The organism is Actinacidiphila sp. DG2A-62 (assembly GCF_035825295.1).
Taxonomy (GTDB): domain Bacteria; phylum Actinomycetota; class Actinomycetes; order Streptomycetales; family Streptomycetaceae; genus Actinacidiphila.
This window is the reverse complement of record NZ_JAYMGI010000002.1, coordinates 6,392,467-6,406,093: the sequence shown is the minus strand read 5'-3', so window position 1 is coordinate 6,406,093 and position 13,627 is coordinate 6,392,467. Positions and strand designations below refer to the sequence as shown.

The window sequence follows — 13,627 nt, the reverse complement described above, 5'->3', positions numbered from 1 at the left end:
GCGCGCCGCTGTCAGCGCAGGACGCCCGCGGTCAGGCCGCCGGCCTCGGCCGGCACCGCGACCAGGCCCAGCTCGGCCGGGGTGGCCAGCAGCGGGTGCGCGGGCAGCACCCGGACGGTGTAGCCGAAGGCGCCGGTGCGGTCCAGGGTGAGCGGGCCCTCGTAGTGGTGGCGGCCCGCGGTGTCGGTCCGCCCGGTGGGCTTCAGCGACACCACCGCGGGGTCGACCAGCCGGTCCGAGGCGTCGACCCGGCCGGACAGCAGCTGCACGTCCACGTCCAGCGGGTCCAGGCCGGAGAGCGCGACCTGCGCGCGCAGGGTGAGCGTGGCGCCCAGCTCGGCGGCCCCGTTCTCCTCCACCGAGGAGGTCTCGACGTGGTCCACCGAGACCTGGGGCCACTCCCAGCGCACCCGCCCCTTCCACTCGGCCAGCTCGGCCGCCGCGGCGCCGCGCACCGCGCGGTGCGAGCGGGCGGCCGGCGCGTACAGGCCGGTGACGTAGTCGCGGACCATCCGGCCGGCCAGCACCTTGGGGCCGAGCGTGGCCAGGGTGTGCCGGACCATCTCGATCCAGCGCTGCGGCAGCCCGCGCCCGCCCTGGTCGTAGAAGCACGGCGCGACCTGGTCCTCCAGCAGGTCGTACAGCGCCGCGGCCTCCACCGCGTCCCGCCGGTCCTCGTCGGCCACGCCCTCGGCGGTGGGGATCGCCCAGCCGTTGTCGCCGTCGAACCACTCGTCCCACCAGCCGTCCAGCACCGACAGGTTGAGGCAGCCGTTGAGCGCGGCCTTCATCCCCGAGGTGCCGCACGCCTCCAGCGGGCGCAGCGGGTTGTTCAGCCAGACGTCGCAGCCGGGGTAGAGCAGCCGGGCCATCCGCATGTCGTAGTCGGGCAGGAAGACGATGCGGTGCCGCACCCGCGGGTCGTCGGTGAACCTGACCAGCTCCTGGACCAGCCGCTTGCCGCTGTCGTCGGCCGGGTGGGCCTTGCCGGCCACCACGATCTGGATCGGCCGCTCGGGGTGCAGCAGCAGCTCCCTGAGCCGGTCGGGATCGCGCAGCATCAGCGTCAGCCGCTTGTACGAGGGCACCCGGCGGGCGAAGCCGACGGTCAGCACGTCCGGGTCCAGGACGCTGTCGGTCCAGCCCAGCTCCGCCTCGCCGGCGCCGCGCTGCCGCCAGGAGTCCCGCAGCCGCCGCCGCACGTCCTCCACCAGCTGCTCGCGCAGGGTGCGGCGCAGCTCCCACAGCGCGCCGTCGGGGATCTTGGACACGTCCCGCCAGCGCTCGGCGCCGCCCACCGTCAGCGCGTCCTCGGTGTGCTGCGCGCCGACGTGCCGGGCGACGAGCTGCTGCACCTCGGGGGCCACCCAGGTGGGGGCGTGCACGCCGTTGGTGATGGAGGTGATCGGCACGTCGTCGGGGTCGAAGCCCGGCCACAGTCCGGCGAACATCTCCCGGCTGACCGCGCCGTGCAGGGTGGACACGCCGTTGGCCCGCTGGGCCAGCCGCAGGCCCATCACGGCCATGTTGAACAGGTGCGGGTCGCCGCCGGGGTAGGTCTCCCGGCCCAGCTCCAGCACCCGCCCGACGTCGACGCCGGGCAGCGCGCCGCCCTCGCCGAGGTGCCGGGCGACCAGGTCGCGGTCGAACCGGTCGATGCCGGCCGGCACCGGGGTGTGGGTGGTGAAGACGGTCCCGGCCCGGACCGCTTCCAGGGCGGCGTCGAAGTCCAGCCCCTCCAGCGACAGCTCCCTTATGCGTTCCAGGCCCAGGAAGCCGGCGTGGCCCTCGTTGGTGTGGAACACCTCGGGCTCGGGGTGGCCGGTGATGCGGCAGTACGCGCGCACCGCGCGCACGCCGCCGATGCCCAGCAGTATCTCCTGCAGCAGCCGGTGCTCGCTGCCGCCGCCGTAGAGCCGGTCGGTGACGTCGCGCTCGGCCGGCTGGTTGGCCTCCACGTCGGAGTCGAGCAGCAGCAGCGGCACCCGGCCGACCTGGGCCTTCCAGATCCGGGCGGCCAGCAGCCGGCCGCCGGTGAGGGTGAGCGAGATCCGCACCGGCTCGCCCTCGGCGTCGCACAGCGGCGCCATCGGCAGCGAGTTCGGGTCGAGGACCGGGTACTGCTCCTGCTGCCAGCCCTCGCGGGACAGGCTCTGGCGGAAGTAGCCGTGCCGGTACAGCAGGCCGACGCCGATCAGCGGGACGCCGAGGTCGCTCGCGGCCTTGAGGTGGTCGCCGGCCAGGATGCCCAGGCCGCCGCTGTACTGCGGCAGCGCGGAGGTGACGCCGAACTCGGGCGAGAAGTAGGCGACGGCGGCCGGCAGGTCGCTCTGGTCCTGGTACCAGCGGGGGTTGGAGAGGTAGTCGGCGAGGTCCTCGGCGGCGGTGGACAGCCGGCGCAGGAAGCGGCGGTCGCCGGCCAGCGCGGTGAGCCGCTCCTTGGAGACCGAGCCGAGCAGCCGGACGGGGTCGCCCTGGGTGGCCGCCCACCCCTCCGGGTCCACCCCCCGGAACAGCTCCCTCGTCTCCTGGTGCCACGACCAGCGTAGGTTCTGGGCCAGTTCCCCCAGCGGGCGCAGAGGTTCCGGCAGGACGGTGCGCACGGTGAATCGACGGATTGCCTTCACCCCTCGACCGTAGCCCGGACGGCGGGACGCCCGCGGGCCTTGTCCGCAATCCCGCTTTTCAAACGCTCGAACGGCGGGCTCGTGGGAGCGCGCGGGGCGGCATGGCGGGCGGGGGCGCATCACGGCGGCCCGGCGGTGCGCTCCCGAAACGCCGTCAGGTCGTGCGTTCCCCCGGCGAAGGCGGGGCAGGCTCCCGCCATGGCCGCACGACAGCTCGGGGGCGCCCCGGGACGACAGCCCCGGGGCGCCCCCGGGGCGGCAAGCCCACCCGGGTGAACGCGGTGCGCGGTCGCCGCGCGGACGGGCCGGTCCCGTCCACAGGGGTTAGAAAAGAGCACAGGGAACCGCCGTCCGGCGCCGTCCGCGTCATCCAGAGCCCTACTGAGCTGCCAGGTGAGGAAATGATCGGTCGTATCCCCGTCGTCGACGTCCGTCCCGTGGTGGACTGCGGCCGCCGGCCGGCCAAGGCGGTCGTCGGCGAGTCCTTCGAAGTGACCGCGACCGTCTTCCGCGAGGGGCACGACGCGGTGGCGGCGAACGTGGTGCTGCGCGACCCGTCGGGCCGCAGCGGGCCGTGGACGCCGATGCGGGAGCTGGCGCCGGGCACCGACCGGTGGGGCGCGCGGGTCACGCCGACCTCCGAGGGCCGCTGGACGTACACCGTGGAGGCGTGGTCGGACCCGGTGGCCACCTGGCGGCACGTGGCGGGCGTGAAGATCCCGGCCGGCATCGACACCGAACTGGTGCTCGCCGAGGGCGCGCTGCTGCACGAGCGGGCGGCGGCCGGGGTGCCGAAGAAGGACGGCCGACAGACCGTGCTGGCCGTGGTGGACGCGCTGCGCGACACCAAGCGGACGGCCGCCGCCCGGCACGCCGCCGCGCTGGACCCCGAGGTGGTCGCGGTGCTCGACCGGCATCCGCTGCGGGAGCTGGTCAGCGCGGTGCGGCCGATGCCGCTGCAGGTGGAGCGGGAGCGGGCGCTGTTCGGCTCCTGGTACGAGATGTTCCCGCGCTCGGAGGGCGCGGTGCGCGAGGCCGACGGCACGCTGCGCTCGGGCACCTTCCGCACCGCGGCGAAGCGGCTGCCGGCGATCGCCGCGATGGGCTTCGACGTGGTCTACCTGCCGCCGATTCACCCGATCGGCTCATCGTTCCGCAAGGGCCGCAACAACACCCTGACGGCCGGTCCCGACGACGTCGGCTCGCCGTGGGCGATCGGCTCCCCGGCGGGCGGCCACGACGCGGTCCACCCGGACCTGGGCACCCTGGAGGACTTCGACCACTTCGTGGCCCGGGCCAAGGAGCTGCGGATCGAGGTGGCGCTGGACTTCGCGCTCCAGTGCTCGCCGGACCACCCGTGGGTCGAGGAGCACCCGCAGTGGTTCGCCCGCCGCCCGGACGGCACGGTGGCGTACGCGGAGAACCCGCCGAAGAAGTACCAGGACATCTACCCCATCGCCTTCGACCAGGACTTCTCCGGGATCGTCCGGGAGACGCTGCGGCTGCTGCGGCACTGGATGGCGCACGGCGTGCGGATCTTCCGGGTGGACAACCCGCACACCAAGCCGGTGGTGTTCTGGGAGAAGGTCATCGCCGAGATCAACCGCACCGACCCCGACGTGGTCTTCCTGGCCGAGGCGTTCACCCGTCCGGCGATGATGAGCACGCTGGGCCAGATCGGCTTCCAGCAGTCGTACACCTACTTCACCTGGCGCACCGGCAAGGACGAGCTGACCGACTACATGCGGGAGCTCAGCGGCGAGAAGGCGGCCTGGATGCGGCCGAACTTCTTCGTCAACACCCCCGACATCCTGCACGCCTACCTGCAGCACGGCGGCCGGCCCGCGTTCGAGGTGCGGGCCGTGCTGGCCGCGACCCTCTCGCCGAGCTGGGGGGTCTACGCCGGCTTCGAGCTGTGCGAGGCCACCCCCGCGCACCCGGGCAGCGAGGAGTACCTCAACTCGGAGAAGTACGAGCTGCGGCCGCGCGACTGGGCCGCGGCCGAGGCGGCGGGGCGCTCGCTGGCCCCGCTGATCACCACGCTCAACCGGCTGCGCCGCCGGCACCCGGCGCTCCGCCAGCTTCGGGACATCGCCTTCCACCCGGTGGACAACGACGCGATCCTCGCCTACTCCAAACGGCGCGGTGACGACGTCGTCCTGGTGGTCGCCAACCTGGACCCGTTCCACACCCAGGAGGCGACGCTGTCGTTGGACATGCCGGAACTCGGCCTCTCCTGGCACGAGTCGTTCCCGGTGCGCGACGAGCTCACCGGCGAGACCTACCACTGGGGCAGGGACAACTATGTGCGCCTCGAGCCGGGCCGCGCGCCCGCGCACGTCCTGTCGCTGCGACCGTCTCCATCGATCGGAGGGTCACTCAGTTGATCGTCAACGAACCCGTCCCCGACACCTTCGAGGACACGCCCGCCAAGGACCGTGACCCCGACTGGTTCAAACGGGCGGTGTTCTACGAAGTCCTCGTCCGCTCCTTCCAGGACAGCAACGGCGACGGCGTAGGCGACCTGAAGGGAATCACCGCCAAACTCGACTACCTGCAATGGCTGGGCGTCGACTGCCTGTGGCTGCCGCCGTTCTTCGCCTCGCCGCTGCGCGACGGCGGCTACGACGTGGCCGACTACACCGCGGTCCTCCCGGAGTTCGGCGACCTCGCCGACTTCGTGGAGTTCGTGGACGCCGCGCACCAGCGCGGCATGCGCGTGATCATCGACTTCGTCATGAACCACACCAGCGACCAGCACCCGTGGTTCCAGCAGTCCCGCAGCGACCCGACCGGGCCGTACGGCGACTACTACACCTGGGCCGACGACGACAAGCAGTTCCCGGACGCCCGGATCATCTTCGTCGACACCGAGACGTCGAACTGGACGTTCGACCCGGTGCGCAAGCAGTACTACTGGCACCGGTTCTTCTCCCACCAGCCGGACCTCAACTACGAGAACCCGGCGGTGCAGGAGGAGATCCTGGCCGCGCTGCGGTTCTGGCTGGACCTGGGCATCGACGGGTTCCGGCTGGACGCGGTGCCGTACCTCTACCAGGAGGAGGGCACCAACTGCGAGAACCTGCCGCGCACCCACGACTTCCTCAAGCGCGTGCGGGCCGAGATCGACGCGTCCTACCCGGACACCGTGCTGCTCGCCGAGGCCAACCAGTGGCCGGAGGACGTGGTCGACTACTTCGGCGACTACGCCGCCGGCGGCGACGAGTGCCACATGGCGTTCCACTTCCCGGTGATGCCGCGGATCTTCATGGCGGTGCGCCGCGAGTCCCGCTACCCGGTCTCCGAAGTGCTGGCCAAGACCCCGGCGATCCCGGCCGGCTGCCAGTGGGGCATCTTCCTGCGCAACCACGACGAGCTGACCCTCGAAATGGTCACCGACGAGGAACGCGACTACATGTACGCGGAGTACGCCAAGGACCCGCGGATGCGCGCGAACATCGGCATCCGCCGCCGGCTGGCCCCGCTGCTGGACAACGACCGCAACCAGATCGAGCTGTTCACCGCGCTGCTGCTATCGCTGCCCGGCTCGCCGATCCTCTACTACGGCGACGAGATCGGGATGGGCGACAACATCTGGCTCGGCGACCGGGACGGCGTGCGCACCCCGATGCAGTGGACGCCGGACCGCAACGCGGGCTTCTCCTCCTCCGACCCCGGCCGGCTCTACCTGCCGACGATCATGGACCCGGTGTACGGGTACCAGGTCACCAACGTCGAGGCGCAGATGAGTTCGCCCAGCTCGCTGCTGCACTGGACGCGCCGGATGATCGAGATCCGCAAGCAGAACCCGGCGTTCGGCACCGGCTCGTTCACCGAGCTGCCGTCCAGCAACCCCGCGGTGCTCGCGTTCCTGCGCGAGGACGGCGACGACCTGGTGCTGTGCGTGAACAACTTCTCCCGGTTCGCCCAGCCCACCGAGCTGGACCTGCGGCAGTACCAGGGCCGCCATCCGGTGGAGCTGATCGGCGGGGTGCGGTTCCCGGCGATCGGCCAGCTGCCGTACCTGCTCACCCTGGCGGGGCACGGCTTCTACTGGTTCCGGCTCAGGCGCGATCCCTCCTGACGGCGGGGGGCCGGAACGGCGTTTCCGGCCCCCTCGGGCACGGCCGACCGCGGCGGCCCCACGCCTCCCGCCGACGTGCGGGCCTGACGCTCCTTTGGCAGGATCGACAAAGCCTCCGCAGCAGCCCGTACGGCGGTTTCCTGTCACCCGCCCGGGGCAGGCTCCCCGTGTCGCCGGACAGCCCGTACCCGTCATCCGGGAGGCTGGCGCTCCCCGCCTCGTGTAGGGCCGGGTGCGCGACTCCCCCGGGGAAAGGACGTCATGTCGGACAGCTCCCGGACCCGTGTTCCGTCGTCCTCCACCACGGCCCATCCCTCCACCGCCCATCCCTCCACCGCCCATCCGGCCACGGCCCGCGCCGAGGCGTCCCACGCCGCGGCCCGCGCCGAGGCCGCCCGCACCGCCGCGCCCCGCGCACCCGAGCCGCAGCCGCAGCCGCAGCCGCAGCCGCTGTCGCCCGGTCCGCTGCTGCGCTCGCTCGACCCGCTGCTGCGCGGCTGGTTGCCGCGCCAGCGCTGGTTCGCCGGCAAGGGGCTGCCGATCGGCCGGTTCCGGCTGGCCGCGGCGACCGAGCTGGTGCCGCCGGGCGGGCCGCTGGGCCCGATGGGCCTGCTGCACGTGCTGGTGGACGTGGAGCAGCCGGGGCGTCCAGCGGACTGCTACCAACTGCTGCTCGGCGCGCACCCGCTGCTGCCGCCCGCCCTGGTGCGGGCCTCGCTCGGCCAGGCGGTCGGCGGGCCCTACGACGGGCTGACGCTCTACGACGCGCCGCACGACCCGCGGCTGGCCGCGCTGCTGCTGGAACGCCTGCGGGCGCCCGGCCGCGCCGGGCGGCTGCGCTTCACCACCGAGCCGGGCGCGCACTTCCCGCCGGGACTGACGCCCCGGGTGGTCACCGCGGAGCAGTCCAACACCTCGGTGGTGTACGGCGACGCGTTCATCCTCAAGCTGTTCCGCCGGGTGTCCCCCGGCGTCAACCCGGACCTGGAGCTGTCGCTCGCGCTGGCGCGGGCGGGCTCGCGCCGGGTCGCGGAGCCGGTCGCCTGGTTCGAGGCGGAGGGCCTGCGGCCGGCGGGGACGGACGAGGCGGACGCGGGCGCGGGGTCGGGCGCCGGGGCCGCAGCCGGCGACGCGGGCGCCGGGTCCAAGTCCGGCGCGGGGTCCGGCGCGGGGTCCGGCGCGGGGTCCGGCGCGGGGTCCGGCGCGGGGTCCGGCGCGGGCGCGTCCCCGTCTTCCGGGGCGGACGCCGGGGCCGGGGCCGGTGAGGCGGCGACGCTCGGTGTGCTGCAGCGCTTCCTGCCGGGGTCCGCGGACGGCTGGACGCTGGCGCTCGCGTCGGTGGCCGAGGACGGCGACTTCCGCGCCGAGGCCGCCGGGCTGGGCCGGGCCACCGCCGAGGTGCACGCCGCGCTGGCGGCGGCGCTGCCCGCCCGGCCGCTCGACGGCGCCGCGCTGGAACGTTTGGCCTCCGGCATGGTGCGGCGGCTGGAGGAGACAGCCGCCGAGGTCGCGGCGGTGCGTCCGTACGCGGGAGCGCTGCGCTCGGCGTTCGAGGACCTGGCCGCGCTGGCCACGGCGGGCGCGGGCGGCCCGGTGTCCGCCCAGCGCGTGCACGGCGACCTCCACCTCGGGCAGGCGCTGCGCGGCCCCGACGGCGCGTGGGTGCTGATCGACTTCGAGGGCGAGCCGGCCCGCCCGCTGGCCGAACGCCGCCGCCCCGCGCCGCCGGTGCAGGACGTCGCGGGCATGCTGCGGTCCTTCGACTACGCCGCCCACCACAGCGGCAACGTCCCCTGGGCCGCCCGCCACCGCGACGCCTTCTGCACCGGCTACGCCGAGGTCAGCGGCGTCGACCCGCGTGAGCAGGCGGTGCTGATACGGGCCTTCGAGACCGACAAGGCGGTGTACGAGGCCCGTTACGAGGCCCGGCACCGCCCGGCGTGGCTGCCCATCCCGCTGTCCGCGCTCTCCCGCCTCGCCGCGGCGGCCCCCTGAGCCGTACGCCCCCGGGGGGCGTCCGCATGCCTCCGGCCGCGCCCGCGGCCCTACGCCGCTCGCCGCCCCCCTCCTGCACGCGCCCGTCCTGCGGGCCGGGCGCGCGCCCCGATACTGCGGGTACGGCACGCGCCCGCTCGTACCGCCGACCCGTCCCGCCCCGCCCGAAGGTCCCGATCGCCGAGGAGTCCCTGCCGTGAGCCCCCGCAACGCCGACACCCCGCAGGACCGTCCGACCGCCGCGGCGCCCGCGGCGGACGCCACCGGTGTCACTCCGGAGGCGGCCGCGCGCGGCTACGACGGGACGACTCCGCATCCGGGGGCCTCCGGCACGGCCCCCCGCGCCCCGCGCACCGCCGCCGCCACGCCCGCGCCCGGCTCCGCGCCGGGGCCCACATCCGGCTCCACGCCCACGCCGGGCTCCGCGCCCACGTCCGCGCCCGGGTCCACCGCCACGTCGGCCCCGTCGTCCTCCCCCGCCGCCGCGCGCGTCCCCGCCCCCGCGACCGAGCCCGCGGCCCGCGCCGCCGTGCCCGCCGCCGTGCCCGCCGCCGTCACCGTCCCCGCGCCGTCCTCACTGGACGAGGACGACCGCCGCCGGCTGCTGCACGGCGCGCACCACGACCCGCACGCGCTGCTCGGCGCGCACCCGGTCCCCGACGGCGCCGGCGGGACCCGCGGCGTGCGCTTCCGCGCGCTGCGGCCCTACGCGCGCGGCGTCGCCGTGCTGATCGACGGCGTGCGCACGCCGCTGGAGGCGGAGGGCGACGGGCTGTTCTCCGCGGTGCTGCCGCTGGACGCGGTGCCGCAGGCATACCGGCTGGTGGTGTCCTACGACGACGGTGAGCACGTGGTCGACGACCCGTACCGCTTCCTGCCCGCGCTCGGCGAACTGGACCTGCACCTGATCCACGAGGGCCGGCACGAAAAGCTGTGGAAGGCGCTGGGCGCGCGGCCGATGACGCACGCCGGCGTGACCGGCACCCGCTTCGCGGTGTGGGCGCCGAACGCGCGCGGGGTGCGGCTGGCCGCGGACTTCACGTTCTGGGACGGCACCGCGTTCCCGATGCGCTCACTGGGCGCCTCCGGGGTGTGGGAGCTGTTCGTGCCGGGCGTCGGGGCGGGCACCGCGTACAAGTTCGAGATCACCCGGCCGGACGGCTCCCGCTCGATGCGCGCCGACCCGATGGCCCGCGCCACCGAGGTCCCGCCGAACACCGCCTCGATCGTCACCGAGTCCGCCTACGAGTGGCAGGACGCGGAGTGGATGGCGCACCGCGCGGACGTCCCCGCGCACCGCGCGCCGTTCTCGGTGTACGAGGTGCACCTGCCGTCGTGGCGGCCGGGCCTGGGCTACCGCGAGCTGGCCGAGCAGCTGCCGGCGTACGTGCAGCAGCTGAGCTTCACGCACGTGGAGCTGATGCCGGTCGCCGAGCACCCGTTCGGCGGCTCGTGGGGCTACCAGGTGACCTCCTACTACGCGCCGACCTCGCGGCTCGGCTCGCCCGACGACTTCCGCCACCTGGTGGACGCGCTGCACCGGGCCGGCATCGGCGTGATCATGGACTGGGTGCCGGCGCACTTCCCCAAGGACGACTGGGCGCTGGCCCGCTTCGACGGCGAGCCGCTGTACGAGCCGGCCGACCCGCGCCGGGCCGAGCACCCGGACTGGGGCACGCTGGAGTTCGACTTCGGCCGCACCGAGGTGCGCAACTTCCTGGTCGCCAACGCGGTGTACTGGTGCGAGGAGTTCCACATCGACGGCCTGCGGGTGGACGCGGTCGCGTCGATGCTCTACCTGGACTACTCGCGCGAGGGCGGCGAGTGGCTGCCCAACGCGTACGGCGGCCGGGAGAATCTGGACGCCGTGGCGTTCCTCCAGGAGATGAACGCCACCGTCTACCGGCGCTGCCCCGGCGTGGTGACGATCGCCGAGGAGTCGACGGCCTGGGACGGCGTGACGCGCGCGACCCACGAGGTCGGCCACACCGGCTTCGGGGGTCTGGGCTTCGGGCTGAAGTGGAACATGGGCTGGATGCACGACTCGCTGGAGTACGTCGGCCACGAGCCGGTGCACCGCAAGTACCACCACAACGAGATGACGTTCTCGATGGTGTACGCGTACAGCGAGAACTACGTGCTGCCGATCTCGCACGACGAGGTGGTGCACGGCAAGGGCGCGCTGGTGTCCAAGATGCCCGGCGACTGGTGGCAGCAGCGCGCCACGCACCGCGCCTACCTGGGCTTCATGTGGGCCCACCCGGGCAAGCAACTGCTGTTCATGGGCCAGGAGTTCGCGCAGGGCGCGGAGTGGTCGCACGACAGCGGGCCGGACTGGTGGCTGCTGGACGAGACGTACTCGGCGGCCGGCGACCACCGCGGCGTGCGGGACCTGGTGCGCGACCTGAACGCGGTCTACCGCGCGACCCCGGCGCTGTGGGAGCGCGACACCGAGCCGGCCGGCTTCGAGTGGGTCGACGGCGGGGCGGCGGACGACAACACCTTCTCCTTCATCCGCCACGACGCGCAGGGCCGCCCGCTGCTGTGCGTCAGCAACTTCTCCCCCGTGGTGCGCCGCGACTACCGCCTCGGCTCGCCGGACACGGTCTGGACCGAGGTCCTCAACACCGACGACGCCCGTTACGGCGGCAGCGGCGTGCTGAACGAGGGGCCGGTCAAGAGCGACCCGGCGCCCTGGCACGGCCGCCCGCACAGCATCGCGCTGACGCTGCCGCCGCTGGCCACGGTGTGGCTGCGCCCCCTGGTGTGAGGCGCGCCGGGCCGCCCGGGCCGGCGGAGGTCTCCCGGCCCCGGGGCGCCCGCTGACGGAAGGTCAGAAGACCGACTCGGCCTCGTGCATGCGGTCCTCGGGGACCGTCTTGAGGTGGGTGACCGCGTCGGCCAGCGGCACCAGGTCGATCCGGGTGCCGTGCAGGGCGGTCATGTGGCCGAAGGCGCCCCCGTGGGCGGCCTCGACGGCGTGCCAGCCGAAGCGGGTGGCCAGCACCCGGTCGTAGGCGGTGGGGACGCCGCCGCGCTGGACGTGGCCGAGGATGACCGGGCGGGCCTCCTTGCCCAGCCGGGCCTCCAGTTCGCGGGCCAGCGTGGTGCCGATGCCGGTGAAGCGCTCGTGGCCGTACTTGTCGATCTCCCCGACGCCGTACTCCATGGTGTCCTTGGCCGGGTGGGCGCCCTCGGCGACGCAGACCACGGCGAACTTCTTGCCGCGCGAGAACCGCTCCTCGACCATCGCCACCAGGTCGGCCGGGTCGAAGGGGCTCTCCGGGACGCAGATGCCGTGCGCGCCGGAGGCCATGCCCGCCTCCAGCGCGATCCAGCCGGCGTGCCGGCCCATCACCTCCACCACCATCACCCGCTGGTGCGACTCGGCGGTGGTCTTCAGCCGGTCGATCGCCTCGGTGGCGACGGTGACCGCGGTGTCGAAGCCGAAGGTGCGGTCGGTGCCGTTGATGTCGTTGTCGATGGTCTTGGGCACGCCCACCACCGGCATCCCGGCGTCGGAGAGCATCCGCGCCGCGGTCAGCGTGCCCTCGCCGCCGATCGGGATCAGCACGTCGATGCCGTACTCGGCGCACAGGTCCTCGGCGTTGTCGGCGGCCTCGCGCAGTCGGGCGCGTTCCAGCCGGGCCGATCCCAGCACGGTGCCGCCGCGGGCCAGGATGCCGCTGACCGAGTTCAGGTCCAGGGGCCGGAAGCGGCCTTCGAGCAGACCGACGAAGCCGTCCTCGAAACCGATGACCTCGTCGCCGTGCCCGGTGAGCGCGCGGTGCACGACCGAGCGGATGACCGCGTTGAGGCCGGGGCAGTCGCCCCCGGCGGTGAGGACTCCGATGCGCATGAGCGGTGTCTCCCAAAGGTGGTCGGCCGCGCCGTCGGCGGCCGTGACGTCATGGCGACTTCGGGACCAGGGTGCACTCCGTGATCCGTCCCGCGAGATAGTCGTCCACATTCCGGACGGTGGCGGTGGCGATCTGCCGCACCGCGTCCACCGTGAAGTACGCCTGGTGCGAGGTGACCAGGACGTTCCCGAAGGCGGTCAGCCGGGTCAGGGTCTCCTCGGTCATCACCTCCAGCGCCTTGTCGTAGAAGAAGACGCCGGCCTCCTCCTCGTACCGGTCGAGCCCGACGCCGCCGAGCCGGCCGGCCTGGAGCGCCGCCGTCAGCGCGGCGGAGTCGATCAGCGCGCCGCGCCCGGTGTTGACCAGGATCACGTCGTCCTTCATCTCCGCCAGCCGCCGCTCGCCCAGCAGGTGGTGGGTGGAGGGCATCAGCGGCACGTGCAGGCTGATCAGGTCGGCCTCCCGGCAGAGCCTGTCCAGCTCGACGTACTCCATGCCCAGCTCCTCGCAGGCCGGGTTGGGGGTGATGTCCCAGCCGAGCAGCCGCATGCCGAAGCCGCGGGCGATGGCGGTGAAGGCGGTGCCGATCCGCCCGGTGCCGATGACGCCGGCGGTGCGCCCGTGGAAGTCCCGGCCGAGCAGGCCGTCCAGCCGGAAGTCCAGGTCCCTCGTGCGCCGCGCGGACCGCTCGATCCGGCGGTTGAGCGCGGTGGCCAGCGTCCAGGCGAACTCGGCGACCGAGTACGGGGAGTAGTCGGCGACGCGGGTCACGGTCAGGCCGAGCCGTTCGGCGTGGTCGAGGTCGATGTTGTTGTAGCCGGTGGAGCGCTGGGTGACCAGCCGGGTGCCGCCGCGCACCAGCGCCTCCAGCACGGGCGCGTCCAGCACCGCGTCGACGCTGGTGGAGACCGCTTCGAAGCCCGCGGCCAGCGGCAGCGTGTCGGGCGTGAGGGCGGGTTCCACACAGCGGATCTGGTGGCGCGGGGTGACCGCGGCCTCCAGCAGCGGCCGTTCGTCGCGCTGCACCCCGGTCGCGAGGATCTCCACCGCTCCGCCTCCTC

Annotated in this window: 7 protein-coding genes; 4 read left to right on the top strand and 3 right to left on the bottom strand. The window is 73.9% G+C overall.

The features are described 5' to 3' along the window. Nucleotides 1–11 precede the first annotated feature (11 nt). The gene (glgP, locus tag VSR01_RS28885) at nucleotides 12–2,627 is read right to left on the bottom strand and encodes an alpha-glucan family phosphorylase (RefSeq protein ID WP_326452004.1); all 2,616 of its coding nucleotides are present in this window, start codon (nucleotides 2,625–2,627) and stop codon (nucleotides 12–14) included. A gap of 401 nt (nucleotides 2,628–3,028) precedes the next feature. Here glgP and VSR01_RS28880 point away from each other — a divergent pair, with 401 nt between their 5' ends. The 4 genes from VSR01_RS28880 to glgB all read left to right on the top strand — a co-directional run bounded on the left by VSR01_RS28880 (nucleotide 3,029) and on the right by glgB (nucleotide 11,476). Then, nucleotides 3,029–5,014 (top strand): alpha-1,4-glucan--maltose-1-phosphate maltosyltransferase, encoded by a 1,986-nt coding sequence (locus VSR01_RS28880; protein WP_326452003.1) that lies wholly within the window; start codon nucleotides 3,029–3,031, stop codon nucleotides 5,012–5,014. Continuing rightward, entirely contained in the window at nucleotides 5,011–6,711 is a 1,701-nt protein-coding gene (gene treS / locus VSR01_RS28875; RefSeq protein WP_326452002.1) for a maltose alpha-D-glucosyltransferase, read from the top strand. Before VSR01_RS28880 ends, treS begins: the two co-directional genes overlap by 4 nt. A 261-nt stretch (nucleotides 6,712–6,972) precedes the next feature. Further along, on the top strand, nucleotides 6,973–8,706 hold the full coding sequence (locus tag VSR01_RS28870; protein ID WP_326452001.1) for a maltokinase N-terminal cap-like domain-containing protein: 1,734 nt from the start codon (nucleotides 6,973–6,975) through the stop codon (nucleotides 8,704–8,706). A 196-nt stretch (nucleotides 8,707–8,902) separates the two neighbouring features. Beyond that, nucleotides 8,903–11,476: a 1,4-alpha-glucan branching enzyme gene (gene glgB / locus VSR01_RS28865; protein WP_326452000.1), complete on the top strand. Its 2,574-nt coding sequence runs from the start codon at nucleotides 8,903–8,905 to the stop codon at nucleotides 11,474–11,476. 63 nt (nucleotides 11,477–11,539) lie between these two features. On the opposite strand, the gene VSR01_RS28860 is transcribed toward glgB, so the two are convergent. Both VSR01_RS28860 and VSR01_RS28855 read right to left on the bottom strand, forming a co-directional pair. Next, nucleotides 11,540–12,565 carry an ATP-dependent 6-phosphofructokinase gene (locus VSR01_RS28860; protein ID WP_326451999.1) on the bottom strand — a complete coding sequence of 342 codons (1,026 nt, stop codon included), beginning with the start codon at nucleotides 12,563–12,565 and terminating at the stop codon, nucleotides 11,540–11,542. A 49-nt stretch (nucleotides 12,566–12,614) separates the two neighbouring features. After that, nucleotides 12,615–13,613 (bottom strand): 2-hydroxyacid dehydrogenase, encoded by a 999-nt coding sequence (locus VSR01_RS28855; RefSeq protein WP_326451998.1) that lies wholly within the window; start codon nucleotides 13,611–13,613, stop codon nucleotides 12,615–12,617. Between the last annotated feature and the right edge of the window lie 14 nt (nucleotides 13,614–13,627).

Coding starts and splice junctions, on each gene's coding strand:
- VSR01_RS28870 (WP_326452001.1), top strand. CDS start 6,973: ATGTCGGACAGCTCCCGGACCCGTGTTCCGTCGTCCTCCACCACGGCC.
- VSR01_RS28880 (WP_326452003.1), top strand. CDS start 3,029: ATGATCGGTCGTATCCCCGTCGTCGACGTCCGTCCCGTGGTGGACTGC.
- VSR01_RS28860 (WP_326451999.1), bottom strand. CDS start 12,565: ATGCGCATCGGAGTCCTCACCGCCGGGGGCGACTGCCCCGGCCTCAAC.